The organism is Nanhaiella sioensis (assembly GCF_046557775.1).
In the GTDB taxonomy this organism is placed as follows: Bacteria; Bacillota; Bacilli; order Bacillales; family SM2101; genus Nanhaiella; species Nanhaiella sioensis.
Genome location: NZ_JBKAEG010000001.1, coordinates 680,976 through 705,915, shown reverse-complemented (window position 1 = coordinate 705,915; position 24,940 = coordinate 680,976). Strand labels below are relative to the sequence as shown.

29 protein-coding genes are annotated in these 24,940 nt (G+C 34.8%); 25 read left to right on the top strand and 4 right to left on the bottom strand.

Annotated elements, in window-relative coordinates; all coding sequences use genetic code 11:
• The first annotated feature begins 40 nt into the window (after positions 1–40).
• From V1503_RS03360 to V1503_RS03310, 11 genes are all read left to right on the top strand, one after another.
• Positions 41–2,335: a hypothetical protein gene (locus V1503_RS03360; RefSeq protein ID WP_410624839.1), complete on the top strand. Its 2,295-nt coding sequence runs from the start codon at positions 41–43 to the stop codon at positions 2,333–2,335.
• A 94-nt stretch (positions 2,336–2,429) separates the two neighbouring features.
• Positions 2,430–2,780 (top strand): DUF1360 domain-containing protein, encoded by a 351-nt coding sequence (locus V1503_RS03355; RefSeq protein ID WP_214483318.1) that lies wholly within the window; start codon positions 2,430–2,432, stop codon positions 2,778–2,780.
• Positions 2,781–2,866: 86 nt separating this feature from the next.
• On the top strand, positions 2,867–2,989 hold the full coding sequence (locus V1503_RS03350) for a hypothetical protein (RefSeq protein ID WP_284730468.1): 123 nt from the start codon (positions 2,867–2,869) through the stop codon (positions 2,987–2,989).
• Positions 2,990–3,294: 305 nt separating this feature from the next.
• Complete coding sequence (locus tag V1503_RS03345; protein WP_410624836.1) at positions 3,295–3,582, top strand: hypothetical protein; 288 nt, start codon at positions 3,295–3,297, stop codon at positions 3,580–3,582.
• Positions 3,583–3,720: 138 nt separating this feature from the next.
• On the top strand, positions 3,721–3,924 hold the full coding sequence (locus V1503_RS03340; RefSeq protein WP_410624834.1) for a DUF1657 domain-containing protein: 204 nt from the start codon (positions 3,721–3,723) through the stop codon (positions 3,922–3,924).
• An 83-nt stretch (positions 3,925–4,007) separates the two neighbouring features.
• Positions 4,008–4,484: a YhcN/YlaJ family sporulation lipoprotein gene (locus tag V1503_RS03335; RefSeq protein ID WP_410624832.1), complete on the top strand. Its 477-nt coding sequence runs from the start codon at positions 4,008–4,010 to the stop codon at positions 4,482–4,484.
• Positions 4,485–4,500: 16 nt separating this feature from the next.
• Positions 4,501–4,980, top strand: a complete 480-nt coding sequence (gene spoVAC, locus V1503_RS03330) for a stage V sporulation protein AC (protein WP_410624830.1) — start codon at positions 4,501–4,503, stop codon at positions 4,978–4,980.
• On the top strand, positions 4,981–5,997 hold the full coding sequence (spoVAD, locus tag V1503_RS03325; protein WP_214483323.1) for a stage V sporulation protein AD: 1,017 nt from the start codon (positions 4,981–4,983) through the stop codon (positions 5,995–5,997).
• On the top strand, positions 5,994–6,350 hold the full coding sequence (spoVAE, locus tag V1503_RS03320) for a stage V sporulation protein AE (RefSeq protein WP_410624827.1): 357 nt from the start codon (positions 5,994–5,996) through the stop codon (positions 6,348–6,350). The genes spoVAD and spoVAE overlap by 4 nt, the downstream gene beginning before the upstream one ends.
• A gap of 12 nt (positions 6,351–6,362) precedes the next feature.
• Entirely contained in the window at positions 6,363–6,569 is a 207-nt protein-coding gene (locus V1503_RS03315) for a DUF1657 domain-containing protein (protein WP_214483325.1), read from the top strand.
• A gap of 24 nt (positions 6,570–6,593) precedes the next feature.
• The gene (locus V1503_RS03310; protein ID WP_320259137.1) at positions 6,594–7,454 is read left to right on the top strand and encodes a DUF421 domain-containing protein; all 861 of its coding nucleotides are present in this window, start codon (positions 6,594–6,596) and stop codon (positions 7,452–7,454) included.
• A gap of 99 nt (positions 7,455–7,553) precedes the next feature.
• Here V1503_RS03310 and V1503_RS03305 read toward each other — a convergent pair whose 3' ends face one another.
• Positions 7,554–7,688 carry a hypothetical protein gene (locus tag V1503_RS03305; protein WP_284730469.1) on the bottom strand — a complete coding sequence of 45 codons (135 nt, stop codon included), beginning with the start codon at positions 7,686–7,688 and terminating at the stop codon, positions 7,554–7,556.
• 106 nt (positions 7,689–7,794) lie between these two features.
• Entirely contained in the window at positions 7,795–8,106 is a 312-nt protein-coding gene (locus V1503_RS03300) for a thioredoxin family protein (protein ID WP_214483327.1), read from the bottom strand.
• Positions 8,107–8,298: 192 nt separating this feature from the next.
• Here V1503_RS03300 and V1503_RS03295 point away from each other — a divergent pair, with 192 nt between their 5' ends.
• The 10 genes from V1503_RS03295 (at position 8,299) to V1503_RS03250 (ending at position 16,686) form a co-directional block, all read left to right on the top strand.
• The gene (locus V1503_RS03295) at positions 8,299–8,523 is read left to right on the top strand and encodes a glutaredoxin family protein (protein WP_214483328.1); all 225 of its coding nucleotides are present in this window, start codon (positions 8,299–8,301) and stop codon (positions 8,521–8,523) included.
• 694 nt (positions 8,524–9,217) lie between these two features.
• Positions 9,218–10,456: an ABC transporter substrate-binding protein gene (locus V1503_RS03290; protein WP_410624823.1), complete on the top strand. Its 1,239-nt coding sequence runs from the start codon at positions 9,218–9,220 to the stop codon at positions 10,454–10,456.
• Positions 10,434–11,303, top strand: coding sequence for an ABC transporter permease (locus V1503_RS03285; RefSeq protein WP_410624821.1), 870 nt, complete (start codon positions 10,434–10,436; stop codon positions 11,301–11,303). The genes V1503_RS03290 and V1503_RS03285 overlap by 23 nt, the downstream gene beginning before the upstream one ends.
• On the top strand, positions 11,303–12,091 hold the full coding sequence (locus tag V1503_RS03280; RefSeq protein ID WP_410624819.1) for an ABC transporter permease: 789 nt from the start codon (positions 11,303–11,305) through the stop codon (positions 12,089–12,091). The genes V1503_RS03285 and V1503_RS03280 overlap by 1 nt, the downstream gene beginning before the upstream one ends.
• 13 nt (positions 12,092–12,104) lie before the next feature.
• The gene (locus tag V1503_RS03275) at positions 12,105–13,079 is read left to right on the top strand and encodes an ABC transporter ATP-binding protein (protein WP_410624817.1); all 975 of its coding nucleotides are present in this window, start codon (positions 12,105–12,107) and stop codon (positions 13,077–13,079) included.
• Between the two features lie 194 nt (positions 13,080–13,273).
• On the top strand, positions 13,274–13,924 hold the full coding sequence (locus tag V1503_RS03270) for a TVP38/TMEM64 family protein (protein WP_410624816.1): 651 nt from the start codon (positions 13,274–13,276) through the stop codon (positions 13,922–13,924).
• A gap of 31 nt (positions 13,925–13,955) precedes the next feature.
• Positions 13,956–14,537 carry a CDP-alcohol phosphatidyltransferase family protein gene (locus tag V1503_RS03265; RefSeq protein WP_214483334.1) on the top strand — a complete coding sequence of 194 codons (582 nt, stop codon included), beginning with the start codon at positions 13,956–13,958 and terminating at the stop codon, positions 14,535–14,537.
• Between the two features lie 15 nt (positions 14,538–14,552).
• Positions 14,553–15,980, top strand: coding sequence for a dihydrolipoyl dehydrogenase family protein (locus V1503_RS03260; protein WP_410624813.1), 1,428 nt, complete (start codon positions 14,553–14,555; stop codon positions 15,978–15,980).
• An 84-nt stretch (positions 15,981–16,064) separates the two neighbouring features.
• Entirely contained in the window at positions 16,065–16,301 is a 237-nt protein-coding gene (locus tag V1503_RS03255) for a hypothetical protein (protein ID WP_214483336.1), read from the top strand.
• 250 nt (positions 16,302–16,551) lie between these two features.
• Complete coding sequence (locus tag V1503_RS03250) at positions 16,552–16,686, top strand: YjcZ family sporulation protein (RefSeq protein ID WP_214483337.1); 135 nt, start codon at positions 16,552–16,554, stop codon at positions 16,684–16,686.
• A gap of 391 nt (positions 16,687–17,077) precedes the next feature.
• On the opposite strand, the gene V1503_RS03245 is transcribed toward V1503_RS03250, so the two are convergent.
• On the bottom strand, positions 17,078–17,767 hold the full coding sequence (locus V1503_RS03245) for a Crp/Fnr family transcriptional regulator (RefSeq protein ID WP_214483338.1): 690 nt from the start codon (positions 17,765–17,767) through the stop codon (positions 17,078–17,080).
• 133 nt (positions 17,768–17,900) lie between these two features.
• On the opposite strand from V1503_RS03245, the gene spoVIF reads away from it, so the two are divergent.
• Both spoVIF and V1503_RS03235 read left to right on the top strand, forming a co-directional pair.
• Positions 17,901–18,155 carry a sporulation-specific transcription regulator SpoVIF gene (gene spoVIF / locus V1503_RS03240; protein ID WP_214483339.1) on the top strand — a complete coding sequence of 85 codons (255 nt, stop codon included), beginning with the start codon at positions 17,901–17,903 and terminating at the stop codon, positions 18,153–18,155.
• 668 nt (positions 18,156–18,823) lie between these two features.
• The gene (locus V1503_RS03235) at positions 18,824–19,642 is read left to right on the top strand and encodes a ribosomal eL19 family protein (protein ID WP_410624810.1); all 819 of its coding nucleotides are present in this window, start codon (positions 18,824–18,826) and stop codon (positions 19,640–19,642) included.
• 548 nt (positions 19,643–20,190) lie between these two features.
• Here the strand turns inward: V1503_RS03235 and V1503_RS03230 are convergent.
• A complete protein-coding gene (locus tag V1503_RS03230) occupies positions 20,191–22,461 on the bottom strand; it encodes a UvrD-helicase domain-containing protein (protein ID WP_410624808.1) in 2,271 nt (756 codons plus the stop codon).
• Positions 22,462–22,905: 444 nt separating this feature from the next.
• Here V1503_RS03230 and V1503_RS03225 point away from each other — a divergent pair, with 444 nt between their 5' ends.
• Entirely contained in the window at positions 22,906–23,148 is a 243-nt protein-coding gene (locus V1503_RS03225) for a hypothetical protein (protein ID WP_410624806.1), read from the top strand.
• A gap of 21 nt (positions 23,149–23,169) precedes the next feature.
• Positions 23,170–24,069, top strand: a complete 900-nt coding sequence (locus V1503_RS03220; RefSeq protein ID WP_410624804.1) for an MBL fold metallo-hydrolase — start codon at positions 23,170–23,172, stop codon at positions 24,067–24,069.
• Positions 24,070–24,940: the final 871 nt, after the last annotated feature.

Sequence of the window (24,940 nt, the reverse complement as noted above, 5' to 3'; positions counted from 1 at the left end):
TTCCTTTTACAAAATAGCACTTATAAAGGGGGGGAGGAACTTGGATAACCATGATATCATTCAAGAAAATGAAGACTTAAAAAAACAATTAGAAGGCTTACAATATATGCATGAAGTATATAAAGAATTAATTCAAATGAACGAGGAACGATTAAAAGTAAAGGATGTCAAAAAGTTTAGTGATGAACAGTCAGATAAAAATAAAAATGAAGATGAGCAACGAACTCAAAAACAATTATCTGACTTTTATATAAAAATGTCTTCTCAATTTGCAAATGTTGAACAGGACTTGCTTGAACAATTTTCAATGATTAAAGATGTATTGAATCAATTAACAGAGCAAAGAGATATGTACGAAAATAAAATACACTCCTTAACAGATACATGTGAAAAATTAGAAGGTATTCAATCAACACTTGTAGATCAACTCGAATCCATAGAACTAAAAAAGAAAGATTATGAAAAGAGGCTGGTGGAAATGGAAAAGGAAAGTGAATCATTACAAGCTGATAATGAGAACCTACGAGGGAAAATCGATCAATTACTTTCAATTATCGCAAACCAACAGGATAATGTACTGCAATTACAAGAAAACAAAAAAGTGGTTGCAGATAAAATAAAGAACGAGGAACAAGGTAGTATAAATGAACAAATCAAGACCTTACTTGAGAAAATCAATAATATGGAACATAAAATTTCTAAGCTAAAACAAGAAGATATTCAAGCGCATAGTAATGAAAAAGATGAACAAGAGCTTTTTGAATCAGCTCGCACACAAACCAACCAACCCCAAACAATATCTGATGTAAGTGTACCTGTTCAGGAACAATCGCCCATAATGGAAGTAAATAATACTTCAAACTTGATTAAGGAAAAAAACGGTCGGCAATCAGATTCTACTACTACTTCTACTACTACAAATAGCTTTATAAAACTAAGTGAAATTTTACGAAATTCTCCAGAAACTATTGTATTAACTCAAAAAGATCAGGTTGAATCATCACAGCAAAGAACAAGTCATCAAAAAAATGTGGTACCTAAATATAAAATGCCAAGTTTAAAGAATACAAATTATGTTGATCCGTTAACGCGTCTTAGAAAACAGTCCAACGAAACTAATCAGTCAGTAAATCAACAAAAAAAAAAACATAAAAACGAAAAAGCGGTAATAAACCCAAAAAAGCTAAAGATGAAAGGTAAAGAACAACACAATAATGACATGACCCACAAAATAGAAAATGTTGTTGCAGAGGAGAAAATAAGTAAAGAGCAAAGTACAAAAATGACACCTTCACAGGCTGAACAACTAAGTACTTACGGACATGTGCCTGAAGACATCGCTCAAAATGGAGTAACACAACATACGGTTTCAGAGAAGTTAGAGACTAATAATTTAATTCATCAGCAGTATAGTGAACAAAACGTTAAGGAAGAAGCTCTAGAAATAGAAGTTAGTAAAGATATGTTAAGTACACAAGATCATGATGACTTTCAACTTAACAGTGCTACGGATTCTGATGTGCAACATACAAACGCTGAGCTTCACCTTGAACATAAGAATAATACAATAGTTGATATTGAAAATCTTAAAGAAGAAGAGAGTAGCATTGATGAACAACAAGTATCTACAAATGAAATTGACATGGAACAACAACATGCCAATACAACCTCTCACCTCGAGCAAAAGAATAATGAAATAATTGATATTGAAAACCTTCAAGTGGAAGAGGTTAGCATTGACGAGCAAGAAGTATTTTCTAATGAAATAGACATGGAAAAAGAACAACATGTTAATCAAGCCCTTCATCTAGATCAAAGGGCAAGTAGTGAACAGCTCAAAGAAGAAATGACTAGTAATTCAGTTGTTGAAAATGAAAGGGGAAAAAAACAACAGACAATAATTGAATTAAACGTAGAGTCTGATGAAAATTATAATGCAAATGATGAAGTGATGGATCAGAAAAATCAAGGTGATATAGATGAACAACAACTTGAAAATGTCGATAACGTTGAACATACAACTCACATGAACACTTCAACAGTTAGTTCACAACATGCTCAAGAATCTGATGAAAGTACAGACCAAGTTGAAAATACTGCTGGTACAACAATGCATCATACGATTTATACTAGTAAAGAACAGTTTAAAGATCATGTTGATGAAATAGATCAAATAGAAACGAGTCTTAGCAATAAGGGACTAGTTACAAGAAGTGAAGATAATCTATTAAATCATTATTCAACTGACAACCCAAATAATAGCTCTCAAGAAAAGCAAAACAAAAAATCTTGGTTTGTTTCATTCCTAAAAAAAATAAAAATATATAACAAATAGTTTGTGAGATTGCCTCTTTTGCTACAGATGACAAGGTGCCAGAGATGCTATTAAGTCAGCTTTAAAAAATAAAGATAAAGCAAAGGTGAAATGAATGTTAACTGTATTTGAATTCGTTATATTATTTCTTGCAAGCTTTCGGCTTACAAGATTAATCATTTATGACACAATTACAGCATTTCTTCGTAAACCATTTCATGAGGTGATCGAGGAAGAGCAACCAAATGGAGCTATTGTAACGTATATGCAGGTGAAGGGGACTGGGTTACGAGCTTGGATAGGAGAGCTGCTTAGTTGTTATTGGTGTAGCGGTATATGGTGTACGACCTTTTTTTATGTAGGTTATTTGTTCTGGCCTTTTTTATTCGAACCATTAATTTTTATTTTTGCCATTGCAGGCTGTGCTGCCATCATTGAAGTTATTATTTCTAGACTACTTGAGTAGAGAAAGAGCATTAATTGCTCGTTTTCACTACAACAGATTTATTTGTTAAGCATATAATATTGCACAAAGAATTTGGAGGTGTTTTGGTGAAAAAAATCATAATGAAGCCAGTAAATAAACCATCACAAGGTAAATACGTAGCTTCCCCACCTCCTGCGACTCCTGTTTACAAAAAAACTGGTGGTTGTGGTTGTGGGAAAAGAAGATAGTATGATAAAGCTTAACATAAAGTGTATGAGTGAATGAGGTGGAGTGATTTCTAGCTTATTTAACAAATTTAAGAAATATTTGTAATATGTTGTTGTCGTATATGAGCTTTATTACTATTATTTCAAAATTCCCTAGAAAAAATGTTACTAAACGCTTGTTACTATAGGCGAGAAAAACAACTGTCAAAGCAAAAATATTCAAAATATAAATTAGTTAGATCTGTTTAATTGAAAAGCCTATACACTAATATCATATATTGCATATGTTAGAAGCGAGTAAAGATTTTTTCTCAGGAGGGTAGAAAATGGCAGAAAAAAAACGGAAACCGAAAGAAATTCATGTAGAAAATTTAATCATTAAGGCAAATGAAGTAATTATCCAAGATGAAGGTAGTAAGTCACAACAGCCACAGGAAGAAAGAAGGCCTTTCCGTGATCCTTGGGGATTTCGTCCAAGAAGACAACAAGAAGTAGCAACTGAAGAAGCAGATGAAACAGCAACTGATACAGAAGAAGTTAATGAAGATGACCAAAGTACTGAAGAGGGAAATGTTGAGCAACCCCAACAAAGAAGACCGTTTTCTTGGTTTTAATTTTGAAACAGAGCTCCTTACAAGAGCTCTGTTTTACTTTATATGAAGGCATGATGGTAAAAAAAGTTATTATAAAAAATGCGTAAACGATACAAGATAAGCAGTGAAAAGAAATTTCCAGCATAGGAGGACATTATTTTGACTGTTGCAACACAAGTTAAGCAGACGATAGCTGGTTTAAAAAGTGCACAAGCGAGTTTTGAGCAATTTGCGTTACAAACTGAAAATCAACAAGCTAAACAATTATATGAGCAAGCTGCACAGCAGGCACAACAAATTGTAGACCTTCTCAATCCACGCATGCAAGAAATTGAACAAGAGGAACCTCAGTACAGGCAATAAAGGTTGGTTGAATACCAGCTTTTTTTGGAAGAAGTGCTTGCACATACTAATTAAGCATTACATAAAGAATGGATTGGTTTTGAATGAGAAAAAGTAGACTGCTTTTTTTAATGATCATTACCATAATAGCATCAAGCTGTACAATGACGGAAAAAGAGTCAAACGAAGAAAACCAAATGATAACAAAATTAAGTAGCACATCAAAGGAAAGGTCTCCCGAACAAATTGTGATTGATCAAACAATTTCGCAAAGAGTTATGAAGGAAATAGTAAAACAGGATAGGATTACGCAAGCTATTGCTGTAAATATTGATGAAGAAGTTGTCGTTGCGTTCAAGGTGAAACATGTTCACAGATGGTTTCTAGCTGATATAGAAGCGAAAGCAAAAAAAGCGTTAAAAAAAGAGTTTCCAGATTACAAAATTACCGTTTCTAGGGACTTAAAAATATTCATTGAATTGACGCAGCTTAAAAAGAAAATTGATGAAGATAAGCTTGATAAAAAGAAAGCTGAAAAAGAATTAAATGACATAACTTTATTATCAAAAGAAGAAGCTTAAAAGGTGGTGAGATCTGGTGGCAAATAAAAAACTAAAAAACTTGACACCGACACAACAGGAATATCAACAATTTGAGAAGGTAAGAGAGACGAAGCGTCCTGTTTTGATGAATTGTATAAAAGCTTTTTTTGTAGGTGGATTTATTTGTATCATTGGTCAAATGATCCAACTTTTTTATATTTATCAATTTAATTTTACCGAGCAAACCGCTGGACATCCTACAGTCGCAACAATGGTTTTTATATCGATGCTTTTAACTGGTTTTGGAGTTTATGATAGGATTGCACAATTTGGAGGTGCCGGAAGTGCAGTTCCTGTTACAGGATTTGGTAATGCAGTTATTTCTGCGTGTATTGAGCATCGTACGGAAGGTTTTGTGCTTGGTGTAGGAGGGAATATGTTTAAGCTTGCAGGATCAGTTATTCTGTTTGGTACATTTTCCGCATTTGTCGTTGGGTTAATTAAAACGATTGTTACACAATGGGGTGGCCTATAAATGCTGAAAGGTCATCGTACATGGGTGTTTAATCATAAGCCTGTCATCATATCAACAGGTACCGTAGGTGGACCATTCGAAGCAAACGGGAAGCTAGCTGATCATTTTGACTTATTACACGAAGATTTATGGCTTGGTGAGGACTCTTATGAAAAAGCTCACAAAATATTATTTGAAGAAGCATGTTTTAAAACTCTTGAAAAAGCTCATTTACCAAAGGACAAAGTACAGTTTGTTATAGGTGGTGATTTAATTAACCAAATGACTCCCACAACATTTGCAACACAGTCTATTGGTGCACCATACTTAGGTGTTTTTAGCGCTTGTGCAACTTCAATGGAGGCATTAGCATTAAGTGCTTTTCTTGTAAATTATCAAGGTGCAAATTACGTGTTAACTGGTGCTACAAGTCATAATTCTGCCGTGGAAAAACAATTCCGTTATCCTACCGAATATGGAGGACAAAAGCCTCCAACAGCACAGTGGACTGTAACTGCATCAGGTGCTGCATTAGTGAGTAAAGAGGGGAAAGGACCGCGAATTACTTCAGCTACGATAGGAAGAGTCGTCGACATGGGTTTAACTGATCCTTTTAATATGGGCGGAGCAATGGCACCTGCAGCTGTTGAAACGATAGAGGCTCATTTTCAGGATATGAATATTAACCCAGATCATTATGATTTAATTATTACAGGTGATTTAGCACATATCGGAAGAGAGATTTCGCTCGATCTATTAAAAAAACATGGACTAGCTATCGAAGATCATAAGTATCAAGATTGTGGGTTACTTATCTATCGGGAGGGTCAGCCTGTATTGGCAGGCGCAAGTGGGGCAGGTTGTTCAGCTTCAGTTACGTACGGTTATTTACTTAATCGTATGAAAGCAGGTGAACTGAAAAGAATACTCGTCATTGCTACAGGTGCATTACTATCTCCTCTTTCATTTCAACAAGGAGAAACAATTCCTTGCATAGCGCATGCAGTAGCCATAGAGAATGGAGATGAGAATGAATGATTGCAACTTTCTTTTGGGCCTTTGTGATTGGTGGCTTAATATGTGTTATCGGACAAATTATGTTTGATGTGTTTAAGTTAACTCCTGCACATACTTTAAGTATATTAGTTGTTGCTGGAGCCATACTTGATGGCGTTGGTTTATACGAACCTTTTATTGATTTTGCAGGTGCAGGTGCAACTATTCCGATTACAAGCTTTGGGAATTCTCTCGTTCACGGTGCGCTACAAGAAGCTGATAAACATGGCATCATAGGAGTGCTGACAGGTATGTTTGAAGTAACTAGTGCGGGGATTTCAGCAGCTATCATATTCGGATTTATCGGAGCGTTACTCTTTAAACCAAAGGGATAGGAGGTGATAGATATGACCGTTGGATCACAAGTAAAGCAAAGCTTAGCAAGTTTAAAGGGTATTCATGCAGGATTACAAAGTTTAGCACTAACATCAGTAGAGGGTGAGGCTAAACGTAATTTTCATGAAGCGATGCTATTAACTGAAGACATTATTGAAGAAATCAAAGTACGTGTAGGAGAGCTAGAAGGGGAAGAGCCTCAATATAGAGGTTTTTAATATTTACGAGAAGGAGCTAACACTATGCTTGATTGGATAGAGGTTGTCATCCGTTCTTTTTCAATCATTATTGGTTTATTTGTCATCACAAAAATATTAGGGAAAAAGCAATTATCCAAATTATCATTTTTTGAATATATAGTTGGGATTACAATTGGTGATATTGCCGGAACTCTCTCGATGGATCTTGGCCTAAACGTCATGCATGGATTAATAAGCATTTTTATTTGGTCCATGTTTCCTGTAGCTATTTCATTCCTATCTTTACATAATAAGAAGTTTAGAGATTTCGTAGAAGGAAACTCTACAGTTTTCATTAAGAACGGAAAAATCATGGAGGATAACTTAAAAAAGGAAAAATATACGCTAGATGAGCTATTAGAGCAACTGAGGAAGAAAGACGTCTTTAAATTTGCTGATGTTGAATTTGCTACATTAGAAACGAATGGAGATTTAAGCGTTTTACTAAAAAAGGAAAAGCAGCCACTTTCAGTTGAGGATGTTATTAATAATCCTCCTGCTATAAAGGAGCCGCAAACTGTTGTTATGGATGGACAAATCTTTGATGAGCCCCTTACGACGATAGGCTTAAATAGAAGGTGGTTAAAGGAAGAACTAGACAAAAAAGGAGTAGCTATAGAAAATGTGTTTCTTGCACAGGTCGACTCCTATGGACAGCTTACCATAGATGTTTATGACGATAAAATAGAAATTCCTAAACCACAAGCAAAGCAATTGCTATTAGCCTCTATAAAAAAATGTGAAGCAGATTTTGAATTGTTTGCACTACAAACTGAAAATCGTACAGCAAAAGACATGTATGCTAGAAATGCACAAAAGCTTCAAGACATGCAGATAAAATTAACAGCATATTTGGAGCACTAAAGCAGTAGGTCTGAGTTCTTGATACACCAAATAATTTCACTCAAAAAAAAGCGCCTTATGAAGATAAGGTTTATGCAGATAGGCGCTTGTACGATCCCGTTAATATTCTATATCTTCATAATCTTTAGGCTGTGGAGAAGGTTGGTTTGGGCTTTTTGTGTTTGTTTGCTGAATAAATTCTTTTTCTTGGTCCACTTTACTATTACTTTTTTTATTATCCTGTAATCGATCCATTATATGAGCAACCCCTTAGTAAGCATTACTTGTAGTATGAGAAGAACAACAAAATATATACTACAATAAAGCCACTGCATAAATTCTGCAATGGCTCTACTCATTATTATTCATTTAGAAATTGTCTTACTTGTTCAGGTGTTTTAGCATTTGCACTATGCAGATGACTAAGTTTGTCACCATTTTTAAATATTAGCAAACTTGGAATTCCCATTACATCATATTTTTCCGCTAGTTCAGGGAAATCATCTTTATTTATCTCGAACCAATTTAATGAAGGATTTTCGTCAATAATTTCACCGATAAACATGTCCATACGTCTGCAATCTGGGCACCAATTTGTATAAAATTTGATGATAGATTTTTCGTCCCTCGCTGTAATATCGTTGAACTGATCAAGTGATGTGATTTTCTCCATGTATGATCTCTCCCTTTCATAATTAAATGACTTATTCAATGTACCATAAATAGATAAGATAAAGAACAAATTTGATTTGTGTTTGTTCTTCCTCCAAAGTATATCCTTAGATAGGTAGAATGTATGTAAGCTGTCTTACTGAAAAAGAGTAATGATGTCATTAGAATTGACATTGTAAGGAGGGAATGAAAGTTGACAACGGTTTTATATACAATGGATGGGTGTTCATCTTGCCAGTATACAAGGAGTTTTTTACGAAAGAAAAATATACCATTTACAGAAAAAAATATTTTTCATCATAAAGAGTATTTACTTGAGTTACAACAACTCATTAATGAAATAACATTACCAATATTACATCTAGATGATAAAGTGATTATTGGTAAAGACATTTTGAAAATGTTTCCTACAACGTAGATGAGGTTTTAATAAATTGTTAATATATTCGTTATATATTCATAAGGTTCTTTTTTTAATCTTTGATTAAGGTTGTTGTCGTTAAATGTGTTGGAATAACAATGCAAATTGTGGACAATTAAGATAATCTAGTTAAAGAAAGGTGCCTTTGTGCATGCCTTATGCCCTATTATAGTAGTCTATGCGATAATAGCATTTAACAAGGCTCTTTCCATAAACTTTCTTACTATTGGTACTAAATTAGGGCAGTAAGAAGTGAATTGTTATCATGTTACTGGCTAAAAATCAAACTGGGTTTATACGTATTTTTATCTTTGTTCTAATAAATCGAAGAGTAAAGAGTAATTGACAATGCACTATTACTTAATAGTTGTACATTGGTAAATGTAATGTGAAGCTACTCTACTATAATGAAAAGCTTACACATAGTGGTAGTGTAATAGCTCCGGCTCTTTTTGTGAACCTTGTTGCTATTGTTACCAAATTAGCACTATAAAAAGTGGGTTTATATGTTAGTCATCGTTGTAAAGAAGAAAAGATCCCAAGAACTCTTGTAGTGTGCGTGTTTTTTTAAAAATACGAAAAACAACAACATATGTGAAAACAGCCAAAAGCTAACAGGAAAATCAGGGAGAATACCGAGTAAGATCCTCCTTGAAAGTGAAGATATTATATTTTTCTAGGAGGACAATATATGAAAAGTTTGAAGGGTATATCAATTATTTTTCTCTTTCTACTATCTGCTTGTAACAACAATCAACCTAACCGACACGGAGCTGAGAATTTACTTCAGCAAGAATGGAAAGATATTATTGAACTTGCCAGTGGTACAGAAGTGAATATATTTATGTGGGGTGGAGATGAAGGGATTAATTCTTACATTGATGATTGGGTTGCACCTAGACTACTTGAGAAGCATGACATTATTTTAACCCGCACACCGATGGATACAGAGAATATTCTTCAAAAATTGTTAACTGAAAAAAAAGCAGGCAAAGATTCAGGAACAATTGATGTTATATGGGTTAATGGTGAAAATTTTAAAAATGCTAAAGAAAATGAGTTATTACTAGGAGCATTTTCTAATAAGCTACCGAATGTCCAGCAATATGTCGATTTAGAAAGCTTAGATGTGCAATATGATTTTGGTACATCGACAGAAAACATGGAAGCACCATGGGGGAAAGTACAATTTGTATTAGCTTACAATTCAGCAAATATAGCTGAACCACCAAGAACTTTTGAGGAACTAAAGGTGTGGATGCAGGAGAACAAAGGAAAATTCACATATCCAGAAGCGAGTGACTTTACAGGTAATGCGTTTTTACGCCATTTAATGTATGAAGCAGCAGGTGGAGTAGATCAATTGTTATCTCGAAGCTTTGATGAGCAATATATTTATACTCAAAGTCAAGAAATGTGGACTTATTTACGAGATATTAAACCTTTTCTATGGAGATCAGGAGAAACTTACCCTCAAGATTTAGCTGCACTAGATCGATTGTACAGTGATGGTGAGGTATGGATGACAATGGGCTATAATGAAGCACGTGTTGAGAGCTTGATCGAAAAAGGGATCTTTCCAGATTCAACAAAAACATTTGTGTTTGACTCTGGGTCGATTGGGAATACACATTTTTTAACGATTCCATACAACAGTCCTAACGTGGCAGGGGCAATGGTTGCAATTAATTATTTATTATCACCTGAAGCCCAACTAAAGAAAATGGAGCCTTCTATGTGGGGAGAGAATATGGCACTAGACCCTACAAAGCTTTCCGAGGACTTACAAAAGCAATTACGACAAGTCAACAGAGGGGATTCTGTACTATCTTCAGAAGTCTTGAAGGATCACTTATTACCAGAAGTAGATTCTCTATATGTGAATTGGGTGAAGGAGACATGGCAAAATGAAGTGGTACAAACGCCATAACAAGACATTATTATTATTTTTTCCTGTGACGTTGTTCTCAATTCTCTTGATATCGTATGGGGTTCTTCACGGAATTATTGAATCGTTACAGTCGACTGATGGTGGAGTATCACTGCACGTATATCAAGAGCTATTTAGCAATACAGTGTTTATACAATCAATCAAGTTCAGTTTAAGAGTAACAATGGTATCAACTGTCATGTCATTAATAATAGGCCTTATTAGTGCAAAGTTTATTTATCATTTGTTGCAAAAAAGTCACTTAAAGTTACTCGTATGGCTGCCGATGATTTTTCCGCATTTCGTTGCAGCTTACATGGTATTTAGTTTATTTTCATCTAGTGGTATTATTGCTTCTATTTTTTACTCAGTTGAGCTAATTAGTGATCAAAGTCAATTTCCAGTATTGACAATGGATCGAGATGGTTTAGGTATAATGATGACTTATATATGGAAGGAAGTTCCCTTTGTAATTCTCATGCTCATTCCTGTTTTTTATGAAATTGACAATCGCTATGATGATGTTGTACGTACTCTTGGTGGCAATAGTTGGAATGTATTTTGGACTGTCGAATGGAAATGGCTTCTCCCAGTTATCATTGAGACATTTATTATCTTGTTTGCGTTTATCATAGCAGCTTACGAAGTACCCTTTCTAGTTGGAGCAACAAACCCGAAAATGATTGCAATTATTGCTTATCAGTGGTTTTTCGAAGGTGATTGGAGTAATCGTCCGCTTGCACTCGCTGCTTTTATTTGTATAACTTTACTTATTTTGGTCACAACAGCTGTAAGTTTTATGAGTATACAAAGGCTCAGAACAAGGCTTATAAGAGGAAAAATATAATGACAAAGCTCACTAAAAATATCGGATTACTTATTATGATATCCCTTGTATGTTTACCAGTTTCCTTAATTGTAGTAAATAGCTTTGCATACGGTTGGCGTTTTGGTCAAGTTGTACCTGAACATTTTTCGGCTAGAGGCTGGATGACATTGTTTAAAGATCAAAAACTGATTGAGGTGCTTCACACGACTATAAAAATTGGAATAGGTGTATTAATTCTAAACTTTATCATTGCGTTTCCTGCTGCGAAAGGGCTAGCACAAAAGAGTTTTTTTGGTAAATCAATGTTTGAAACACTGCTATTACTTCCTATTCTAATTCCAAGTTTAGCAGTAGCAATGGGATTACACATTACTTTTATTAAAGTGGGGTTAGCCGACCATTGGTTAGGTGTGACAATTGTTCATTTAATTCCAACCGTTCCTTATACTGTTAGAATTTTAAGAGCTGGATACGAACGTATTGGAGTGAAATGGGAAGAACAAGCTAAATCGTTAGGTGCATCACCGTTAAAAATATTTGCTACGATTACTTTACCATTACTATCTCCTAGTGTACGTACCGCGTCATTTCTCGTATTTGTCATTTCGTTAAGTCAATACGTTTTAACAGCACTTATCGGAGGTGGTACGGTAGTGACGTTAGCGACGATTTACTACCCTTATTTTACTACAGTAGATGATGCGGTAATTGCTAGCTTTTCTATTCTATTTGCGATCCTCCCTATCGTGTTTATATTATGTATTGAACTAGTCATAAGAACTGTTATATATGTTGCTAAAAGATAAAGAGGTGCTATAAATGGATGAATCATTTGTATCTTGCATAAACGTGTCAAAGCAGTATGGTAATACTTCAGTAATTGACGACATTAATTTTCAACTTGATAAAGGAGAGATACTTAGTTTAGTTGGACCATCTGGTTCAGGAAAAACAACGATACTCCGCAGTATTGCGGGGTTAGAGCAAGTATCTACAGGAGAAATATGGGTAGATGGTATAAATGTAACTCATGACAAAGCGGAAAATAGACCTATTGTCATGATGTTTCAGCAGGCCCTCCTTTTCCCCCATTTAACAGTACTTGAAAACGTCATGTACGGTGCAAAAAAGCTGTATAACCAAAGAAAAAATCGAATATATCATGCGAGACAGCTTTTAGAAAAAATTGAATTAATAAATTATGAAAAGAAATATCCTTATGAGTTGTCAGGTGGCCAACAACAACGTGTAGCATTAGGACGGGCATTAATGACTAAACCGAAGCTGTTATTATTAGATGAACCATTTAGTAGCTTAGACCCTCAACTGCGTTCATCAATAAGAGAATGGATCGTTTCACTATTGCAGAAAGAAAATATTACGACAATTTTTGTTACACATGATAAAGAAGAAGCGATGACAATTGGTAATCAGGTGGCAATTGTTATGGAAAATAAAATCCAGCAATTAGGTGCGCCACTAGATGTTTACAATCATCCTGTAAACGTGGAAGTAGCTAGATTTTTCAGTGATGGTCTTATCACAGATCATAACAAGTTTATACCTATCCAAGACTTGGAATTGCTTCCGAGCAATAATCAAATTGATCAGCACAAGCTAGCCTTTAGTGGAAAGGTAATGAATAGATTTATCAAACATGGCCAACTTTTTGATCAAATAGAAGTAGATCAAATAAATAAAAGTGTAACCGTTCCTTCAAACAGTCGTGTGAAAATAGGAGAAAAAGTAAAGCTAGTGACTAACCGAAGTAACGTACACACATTCCTTGCTTAGAAATATATTTTTTATGCTGTTTTCACAATAACTTTTGCTTTTCAAAGAGGCTGTTTTCTTATAGAATGTTGATTTTCATTCTAACAAATAAGAACGTATACAACTAGGTTTCGGAGCATCTTTTCAATTTTAGTAACTAGCAACAAAATTTACGAAAAGAGCTTTTTTTAAAACGAAATGAACGGAGGAAGCAAATGAAAAAGCAAACGATCGTAAAAATCATATTATTAATAGCTGTTCTTATTACCTTAATATGGATAAATAATAACTATTTAAATATTACTCCGACGTTAATAAGAGAATGGATATTATCATTTGGACTGTTTGCGCCAGTTATTTATGTCATTTTATATACTGTACGTCCACTTATCCTTTTTCCAGCTTCTATTCTTTCGTTAGCTGCTGGCTTAGCTTTTGGTGCTATTAATGGCACCATTTATACAGTAGTAGGAGCAACATGTGGTGCCGCTTTATCATTTTGGGTTGCCCGTAAGCTAGGAAAAAATATTAGTAATAAAGAATGGACTGGAAAGGCGAAGTCTATTCAAACTCAAATAGAAAAACAAGGCTTTATATATGTCTTATTGTTACGCCTGTTGCCAATTTTTAATTTCGACATGATTAGTTATATCGCAGGTATTTCAAAGGTTCGGTTTAAAGATTTTGTCTTAGCAACGTTTATTGGTATTATTCCTGGAACATTTGCTTATAACTTTTTAGGCTCAAGCTTTGCTCATGGAGATATGAAGATTGTTATGATTGCAGTTATCGTATTTCTACTCGTATTAATTATTCCAATTTTTACAAGTAAGAAGCTTAAAAAAAGATTAGGTTTAACGAAGTAATCAATTTCAATTAATTAACGGAGGTGTAATCATGCTTGATACACATGCGAGAAAGTACGTACAGCCTATCTTTCAAAGATCGGCAAAAGGTTTGTTGAAAATAGGTTTGTCTGCAAATCAAACAACTGTGATTTCGTTTGTTATTGGTATAACGACTGGTGTTTTTATTTATTTTGATTATACCGTATTAGCACTGGTCGCTTTATGGACTTCTGGTTTTTTAGATGCAGTTGATGGCACAATGGCACGACTAACTAAACCATCGCCATTTGGTACGGTCCTAGATGTAACATTCGATCGCATTGTAGAGATTAGTGTTATTTTAGGATTGGCATTTCGTTACCCTGAAGCGATGTGGAGCCTTTTATTATTAAGTGTTTCAATCATTGTTGCAATGACAATTTTCTTAACAGTCGGTGCAGTCACAGAGAAAGAAGGCATTAAATCTTTTTATTACCAACCTGGTTTAGCAGAGCGAACAGAAGGATTTTTACTTTTTTCAGCAATGATGATATTTACGAATGTGCTTGTATGGTTGACATTACTTTTTCTAGTGATTGAAATTTTTACAACAGTTCAGCGGTTATTAGAAGCAAAAAGAATTTTATCATAAGGTGGAGTGAGAGCAGTGAAAAAATACGACCTAGTAGTTATTGGTGGCGGTGCAGGTGGACTAACAGTCGCAGCGGGTGCTAGTTCATTAGGTGCAAAAGTAGCATTGATTGAAAAGGAAGAACAGCCTGGTGGAGATTGCTTGCATTATGGCTGTGTTCCATCGAAAGCATTAATAGAGTCAGCTAAGATCGTACATCATGCGAAAACGCAAACTGATCAATTCGGACTTCAATTACAAGGGAAACCATCGCTAGACGCAGCAATGACAAGAGTAAAAGTAGCAATTAATACGATAGCAAAACATGATGATGCCGATAGATTTAGGAGTATGGGAGTAGACGTATATATCGGTATCGGAAGCTTTCGATCCTCTCACGAAATTGAAATTAGTACAGGAGAAGTTGTGTACGGAAAGAGAGTTGTCATATCTACTGGATCAAGGCTGTTTATTCCACCAATCAAAGGAATCAATGATATTGATTATATAACGAATGAAACAATTTTTTCTTTGAAAGAAGCTCCTGGTCGATTATTGGTCATTGGTGGAGGTCCTATTGGTTTAGAGCTTGCACAATCTTTGGCTCGCTTTGGTAGCGAGGTTACTGTAGTTGAGAGAAGTGAGAGGCTGTTATCAAAAGAAGATGAAGAAATCGTTCCGTATGTACAAAAACATCTTGAAGATGAAATGACGATTTTTACGAATGCAACAGTAGAAGAGGTTAGTAAACAGTCTGGACATATATCCGTTTCTATAAAAAAGGACGATGGTCAGGTACAGTTGCAAGTAGACCAAATTCTCATTGCCTCTGGAAGAACTCCAAATACAGCAAAGCTAAATTTGTCAGCTGCGGGTGTCCACGTTGATCAACGCGGCACTATTGTCGTAGACGACTATTTACGAACAAATATTAAACATATATTTGCGGTTGGGGATGTGAATGGAAGGTTTCCATTTACACATGTAGCCGGTATGGAAGGTAAGTTAATCGTACAAAATGCTGTGTTAGGATTTTCAAAAAAGGTCAATTATGATAACGTCCCATGGGTGACTTATACTGATCCAGAGGTGTTTCATCTAGGGTTGACTGAGAGGGAAGCAAAAGAGACATATGGAGATATTTCGGTATTCTCTCAACCTCTGGCTGATGTAGACAGGTTTGTAAGTGACCATAACACAAATGGTATGGTTAAAATTATTGCGAATAACAAAGGTAAAATAATCGGTGCTCATGCAGTAGGTGCAGGTGCAGGAGATTGGATGCAAGAAATCGTGTACGCAAAACAATATAAACAAAAAATTGGCTCAGTTTCTCAAGTGATACACCCATATCCAAACCATGCTGCAGCTGTACAGCGGACAACTGATTTGTATTGGCGTGAAAAGCTGTTTAATAGCTCGTTACCTAAAATTACAGAAAAGTATATAAAATGGTTTCGATAATTTTATGAATATGTACAATTATGATTTATTGAACAACCTGCATTCATCACGAATATATTATGGTAACTTTACAGGAAATGAGTGATGAATGTGCCAGATTTTTGGAAGGAGTTAGCAAAATTTCTATCAGATATAACAGGAGAAGCTGAAACAAACGAAAAACCACCTCCTAAAGTTGATCAGTGGGCAAGGGAGCTTGATTCAGATTTAGGTAAACTTGACAATACAAGTGATTCTTTTTGGAGAAAATTTGAGAATATGATGGAAAAGGGAGAAAGGTACTTTGAGCAAAAGCAAAATGAAATAGATAGGAAGTTTTAAACAAGCTATCTTTTTCTCGTATATTTAGTATCAATTTTCACTACATGAGAACAGCTAACTGAATTCATAAATTTTAATGTCTCAGTATCAAAAGCATCTTAAAAGTGTAAACAGCAAATATTAAAGCCTCTTTTTACATCCTTTACATCAACTGATAAAATTCCTAGACATCTCCGCGTTTATCCATATCGTTATATGACTAGTCATCATACAGTAATAGTGATGATATACAGGGAGGTGTTAAAAGGGTATGTATTGCGGATCTGGTTGTTATGGATATCCTGGTTATGGATATGGTGGACCATACGGTGGGTCGTCATTTGTATTACTTGTAATATTGTTTATCCTATTAATAATCGTAGGTGCGACCGTATTTATGTATTAGTTTAAAGGTTGGAAAACACTAATGGTAAGTAAGTCCATTAGAAGCTACCTCTTTTAGGTTATATGTAAGACGTACCTTTATAAAAAGCATCAAAACGGATGAGATAAAAAATCTCATCCGTCTATTATTATTTTAACATTTATTTTGCTCTTCCTCTTGCTAGAAAACAAATTGCTGTTTTTCGTATGGAATGTTGTTTTCATTCTAAAGAATAATCACGTATACAACTAGGTTTCCGGGCAGCCTTTTCTTTGCTAAAGATTATAAAAATCCTATCATCAGCAACACAAATGTAAGACAAAAATGCACTAAAAGCTTTAAATCCACGAATACAACTATTTTGTTTTCTAATTGAATCGCTGTAGCAACAAAAAAATAATATTAGCCCTCTTTATAGGTACTGACTATTAATGTGTTTGTTTACATTGTCGACATGGATTGCTAATGAACGAATTCCTTTCTTAAGAAACCCTTCTTTCTTAAGCTGGCTTATGATTGTACTTGTTGTCTCACGAGTCGATCCGACCATTGTAGCAATATCCTGGTGTGTAAGCTTCATTTCAATTGTTTGCCACTCGTTTTTTCTTTTGCCGGATTTTTCACTAAGTTTCAGTAATAAATATAAGACACGATATTTTACATCGCCGAGTGCTATTTTTTCACTCATCTCGTAAATATCTTTTAACCGAGCAGAAAGTATTGAAATAAACTTCAAGGCAATTTTCGGATTTTTCTCGATAAATGATTCGAATTCTGATTTCCCCATCACACATAAATATGTGTCAGTCATTGCTTGTGCATATACTTGGTCATCAATAAGAGAGAGGGTAGATGTTTCTCCGAAAATATTTCCATCAGTTAAAATATCTAACGTAAACTCTTTTCCTTGTGCATTCATACGATATAGGCGAACTTGTCCCTTTTTTAAAAAAAACAAAGCTTTTATCGGAAGATTAGGATCTATGATAATTGTTCCTTTTTTGACTGGCTTCATCGAACTTAATTCATCAATTACTTGCAACTCTTCATTTGATAATTCTTCTAACAAACTAATTTGAGATAAGAACAATAATTTATCCATGTGAGTCCCACTTTCCTTTGAAAGTATATTTTCTAGTATACAAAAATTTTGATGATACGAACAGAACATTTATAGTGACGGTCACACCTGAGCATATCAAGTCATATGATATATCACGTTAGGAGGCTTAGGGATGGATAATAATTTATTTAAAAATATTGAGAAGAAAACAGGAGTTAAAATGAAGGATGTTTTCGAATTAGCCAATTCAGTACAACATGCAAACTTCCAAGATGAAAAACAAGTTAGGCAAATTGTGAAAAGAGTAGCTGAGTTAGCTAGACGTGACGTTCCAAAAGAACTTGAGGATAAAATCGTCAGTTCTATTATTAATGATGGGAAAAAGATTGATTTTGGAACGATAGCGAATATGTTAAACAAGAAGTAACTTCCTTCAAGCTAAACTAACTTTACGTTCAGGTGGGCAACAAGCTCCACCTGATTTTAAGTTGTAACTATTTAATGAGTAATGATCCTCATCAATAATTAAACTCCCTTCCAGTTGGAAGTTTTTTTGTTTTATTCCTAGCATACTTTTATAACATCATTCAAAGAGGTTGAGACAAAGGGAGGTAACGGATTTTTACTAAATCTTAAATAAGTTTTCTTTATAGTTGTTCTACGTCCTTTCCTAACTTATAGTTGAAAACTTGCGCGCTTATTAATAATTATATTTTAGTGACGACGAAATTTTTTGACACACATAATTTTCATTGGTTATAGAGCACGTATGAGCATTTTTCTTTGTGAATTTGATAGCTTTTATACTAAATTACGGCGTGTATTAGTGGCGTTATAGTTTATGAGTATCGTACAAGAAAAGATTATATTTGTATCGATATATGTTTACATATTTTTTGATCAATAGAAACCCGTTTTTGTTTAGTTATATTATCGAGCTAGAGTTTACATGTATAACCTCACATATACAAGTGCAGCTTAGTGTGCGATTTATTCCTTGTGTATTATTTCTCTACATGAAATTGTGAAAACCTGTGTCAACTCCCCAATATTTGAATAAAATAGCATAGAAAAATATAAGGGAGGTATGAACTGTTGAATCATTATTATCCACATATGCATAACCAGATGCACAATCCAATGCATGGAAATGTCATGCCTTGGCATGGGAATATGATGCCTTGGAACGGTAACGTCATGCCAGCGCATGAAAATGTAATGCCGATGTATGAGAACGTCATGCCAGCGCATGAAAATGTAATGCCAATGTATGAGAATGTGATGCCAGCGCATGAAAATGTAATGCCGATGTACGAGAACGTCATGCCAGCACAAGAAAATGTAATGCCGATGTACGAGAACGTCATGCCAGCACAAGAAAATGTAATGCCGATGTACGAGAACGTCATGCCAGCACAAGAAAATGTAATGCCGATGTATGAGAACGTCATGCCAGCACAAGAAAATGTAATGCCGATGTACGAGAATGTCATGCCGGCACAAGAAAATGTAATGCCAATGCAAGAGAACATCATGCCAGCACAAGAAAATGTAATGCCAATGCAAGAAAACGTCATGCCAGCACACGAGAAAGTAATGCCAGCTCACAGTCCCGAAGAAATGAAGGACTTCTGTAGAAAGTATAAGCACCACTTTGTCTGTGTAGAAATGAAAGATGGACGCCATTATGACGGAATTATTGTAGGTACGCAAGGAGATTCAGTAGTGATGTTAGTTCCAATGGGGGAAGTTGCGAACAGAGATGAGCAACAACAATTTGTTAACGACCCTAATGGAGGATTTGGCTACGGTTTTGGTGGTTTTGGAGGCTATCCACGAAGATTCCGTAGATTTGGTCGTTTTGGATTTCCTTTCTTTGGAATAAGACGCTTCGGTTTCCCATTCTTTTATTAACGCAGTGCTCACATAGTTTATCTTAATGTAAGCAGTAAGAAATAATTATACCTTCATCTAGCTGTGTATATCTAATTCAGGAATATTAACAAAGGTGTATGTATAAGGTAAAAGATATAAATATTGTTGAAAATAAGAGGACTGATGTGTCCTAGAATATGAAGGTAACCAAGTGCATGTTTAAAGAACGAAGAGCTAGGATGACTAGATCACTAGCTCTTTATTGATTCTTGATTATAAACCCTTAGATGACGATCAAGTTATACAGCTCCAACGACTATCCCCTAAGTGGACAAGGCAAAAGGTGCTCAAGTGATAACTATAATGCTTTCAAGAACAAATGAGCTGCTGCGTATCGGTAGTTGCTCAATCAAATGTTTGTAATCTCTGGTTGTATTCACATAAAAAGTATTTTTCGTACTAAGAAATAAACAAGATGAAACTAGATTTCGTAGCATTTCTTCTTTTTATTTAGAACCATAAAAATGGCATAAAGTCTTGTTCAACGGTAGTCATTTTATAAATGTACAAAAAGTTTAAAAAGCTTTTTATCTTATTATTGAAGCTAAGAAACGTGAACGCTTAGCTTTTTTACCACGTCGCATATGTGGTATAGACAAGTATAAAGAGTCTTGCGCACGTGTCATTGCAACATATAATAAGCGTCGCTCTTCCTCAAGGATACGAATATCGCCATTTCGAAACGATTCTAATGCATAATCGTGTGGAAGGCTACCGTCCACAGCCCCTAACACGTATACGTTTTTATACTCTAGCCCCTTCGCTCGATGGATAGTTGATAAAGTAATTGCGTTGTTATATTGCTTACTAAGTTCCTTCATTTCTTTATTCATTGCAATCATGTGATCAATGTGCTCAATGAGTTGGGGAAGATTTGTAAATTTCTTAGCAACAACCTTTAAGTCACGTACATCATCTGACCCTCTTTCAATAGCATTGCCTTCATTCCCTCTTTTTTTAACAAATTCAGCAAAGCCCATCTCTTGTTCGATTTTTTCTATAGCTTGGATAGGTGGTAGGTTAGCTAAAGTTTTAAACAAAGGAACTATTTTTTGTAACTTTCTTTTTTGAAAAGGTTGGACATTTTGAAGATATGCTAGTCCATCTACAAATGAACAATCTTCTAATATAGTAATTGCTTTCAAATCTTGATAGATTGATTGCTTTAAAAACTGTGCAGTTAAGATATCCCGAATAGCATTGCTATTATTTGGGTCTAAGCTTAAGCGTAAATGTGCAACTAAGCTTTTAACAGTTCTCCTTTGATAAAAAGATTCACTATCCTGTTCAATAGTGAAAGGTAAGCTAGACTGTGTCAACCTCTCAAATATGGCTCTAGAAGCGGAGTGGGTTCGATAAAAGATCGCAAAATCATTTGGCCCTGCCCCATTTGCAATTTTTTCTTTTAAATCAGTGACAATCATTGTCGCTTCCTCTTCTTCATCATAAGGAAAAAAAACAGTTGGTACATGTTGATTATTATTTTGTGATATCATATTTTTTTGATGACGAATACTATTCTCTGATATTACCGTATTTGCACTTTGGACAATATGATGTGTAGAACGATAGTTTTCTGCTAATATAACTGTTTTGCAATTAGGATAATCTGTAGAGAAATGTAAAATAAACGATGGGTCACTTCCTCGAAAGGCATAAATAGATTGATCATCATCCCCAACTACACAAAGGTTTTTCGTATGATTTGAGAGCAATTGAATGATCTTGTATTGGACTTTATTAATATCTTGAAATTCATCGATTAAAAAATAGTGGAAGCGTTGCTGATACTTTTTTAACAGTTGTTCATTATGTTGGAAAAGCTGTAAGCAACCAACAAGCATATCGTCAAAGTCGAATAAAGATTTTTCCTTTTTCAATTGTTCGTAGCGCAAATATAAAAATCCTAGCTTTTCTTCCCATTCGTCTGTAGGTTTTATATCCATCGGTTCCAACAATGTGTTTTTCCAATAACTAATTTTTTGAAGGGCTTCGTCGTAAGCAAACTGCTTTTCATCTAAATTGATTTCCATCCCCGCTTGTTTAACAAGCTGTTCTCTTTGCCATTCCCATTTGATGAGTTTGTCGCTTTGCCATTTCTCAGGGGTGTGGTGTAGAAGTATTTTGTAAAAAATACTATGGAAAGTTCCTATTACCATGCGACTGATCGTTGCTGATGATATCCCGTAAGAAAGTAGGCGTTGTTTCATTTCTTTTGCCGCTTTAGTTGTAAATGTAACGAGTATCATGCTAGCTGGATCTACTTTTTTATCATTAATCATATAGAGTGTTCTTGTAGTTAAGACACGAGTCTTTCCACTCCCAGCACCAGCAAGAATAAGAAGTGGACCTTCTGTATGCTTTACCGCATCCCATTGTAATGAATCTAGCTGAATGTTGGTTGCGTATTTAACGTACTCTTTTGTTGTATCATTTTTAAATGTTTGGGTTGTTGTTACGGTTTTTGCAGGCTGCCATATCATTTGCTTTTCCAAGACCGTTGATGAAATAGTACGTGATTTTGGTATGCGAAATCCATTTTGTTCAACAAAATTAATAGCGTTATCAGCCTCGTTTTCTTTTGGTTGATGAACTGGTACCACATTGACGTTTTGACAGGATGTCGTTTTGTGATAAAAATGTGGTTGCTTTGACATGCCTAGATATAATCGGACTTCTGCGCCACAATCTTTACACGTAATTTCTCCTCGAAGACTATTTTCATAGAGGCGCTGGAGATTTTCTCTATGCTGAGAATCTAGTTCAATAAGGCGATCATGATGTATTGCACAGTCCATGAAGGACCCTCCTAATGACTTGTATATTTTTAACCTTTCTATCATAACAAAATGATGAATGGAGGAAAAGTTGAATTGTAGAATTTGTTGATACTTCTGGTTTACTTGCAAACTATTTCTATAATTTTCATATGTTAAGCTACGTATTTTGGCCCTAAAACATTGTAGAGATTTCCCATTCGTAATAAACAGGTGTGGGATGCTTTAATTGAGTGTCTCTGTTTGAAGTAAACATTGTTGATTTGAAAACAATCATAAGAAGTAGTTTTATACGTTTGCACGTTTTACAGAAGAAAGTATGCATGAACATTTTAAGTAAATGTGGTGCGAAAAAGAGCAATCAAATGATTTGTGTTTAAGTAAGAAGTTTTGGAATATTATGAGTTATTAAAGGAAAAAACTTGCATCTTATCGAATGTTTATATATAAAGGAAGGTGATAGCTATGACTTTAATTGCACCTATTAATCATGAGCAATACAGTTTATACGCACTTCGCACCATTCCGTTCAAGCAAGATATGATGAAATTTAATCCAGTTTATAAGTCTTCAATAGATGCACGGCTACAGGAACAATCATTTCCAATTTCGATACTTCAAAAAAGAAAATACGAAGTGAAAGAAAATGATGAAAAACTATATTACGAAATTACTGGTAAAGGGAAATATATAAATGAACTAGTCTGAATAATGGGGGCGTACTACTAAATGAAGTTATGCAACATTCAACACGATTGTTATTATTTTCATGCTGCGGTCAATATTGGTTATGTGAAAGCGGGTGACCAAGGGTTGTTGATTGACGCAGGTCTCGATAAGAGTTCAATAAAAAAAGTAATTAAAGAGCTTGATAAAGAACAGTTACCTCTTACTCACCTATTTATTACTCATGCACATGCAGACCACTTTGGAGGTGCTGCGCATTTACAAAAAACAAAAGACGTATTTACGATGGCTCCGCCACTTGAGGAGGCGGTTTTACGGTATCCTATTTTGGAGCCAATATATTTATTTCAAGGAAACCATCCTTTACCAGAAATGAGAAATAAGTTCTTGGAAGGTGAAACTATCAGAATTGACCAAGTACTAAATGAAGGTAACCATGAAATAGATGCTTTTACGTTTGAATGTATCTCATTTCCAGGGCATAGTGAAAATCAAATGGGTATAAAAATCAATGAAATTTTATATTGTGGTGATGCTTATTTTAGTATAGAGCAGCTTCAAAAACATAAAATTCCTTATATTGTAGATTGCCAACATACAATAAATACATTAGAGAAGTGTTTGGGAATTGATTGTTACGGGGCAGTACCTGGACACGGCGAATTTGAAACTGCTTTTCAACGGACTATTAGAGGCAATATCGTATACCACCATCAAATATTAGATTGGATGAGTGACTACTTTAAGTTGAAAGAAGCCAATGTAAGTCATGAAGAATTAGTTAGAGATGCATGTGAGGCCTGGGAGGTTTCTTTGCCATTCGTATCATCGTGGATGCTGTATCGTACAGCGATAACAGCGTACGCAACTAAGCTAGTAAAAGACGACTTAGTAGAGTTATCAATAAAAGATTTCGCGCTATCATTTAACTGGAAAAGCTAGCGAATGTTTGCACTAGCTTAATACATCCAAAGCATGTGCTCCGCCACTTGTTGTTTGCTGAAATTAACATTCTGTTTATAAACAGTAGAAAGCAAAGAGGCTGGGACATAAGTTGAAACTTTACTGATTTTTATACATTACGTAAAAATAAAACCGCATGAAATCAAGGTTTATAAATTTGATTTCGTGCGGTTTCTTCATTTTAATTAGGTTTTGTCCCAGCCTCTTTTTTATGATGTGATAAGTATTGTTGCATTTATTTGCGTTACTATTTATGCTTGTCTCTTTTTGAAATATATTAAATGGACCTTGTAATATATGAGAATAGACACCACGACTAGATTTGTAGGGGGGACATCTTTGTACGAGGCTAGTAGTGCGAAATCAACCTTCGAAAGACAGGAATATGTAAGAAAACGATCTATTGACTACAAAAAAAGTCCAATAACTATTGGACTCTAAGAGAGAGGTGTGTCTTAAATACCGTTCATATCAAATAAGATACATTATAAAGATGAGAAAAATATGTGACGATGATGGTAAATTGTGTGAATATTTGAAATATCTACTTTTACAAACTTTGTTGCTAATTAAAAAAAACTAAAGGAGGTGTGTTTAAAAGCTGAGAAAAATACTACGAGTGTAATTAAAATATTCTTATGTCTAGGCTCTGTTCGTATACTTTGTTGCTATTGTTATAAAAAAATGGACGGTATGAATAGTTTTTATAAAACTTTAATAAATGTAAAAGTAGAAAAGATGCCACGAAGCCTATGGTTATACGTGTCTATCTATTAGAGCTAAAAGCTAGTCACGGAGAAAACTGATTTAACAAAGGCATTAAGCAGAACTATGCAGTGCAATACAATAA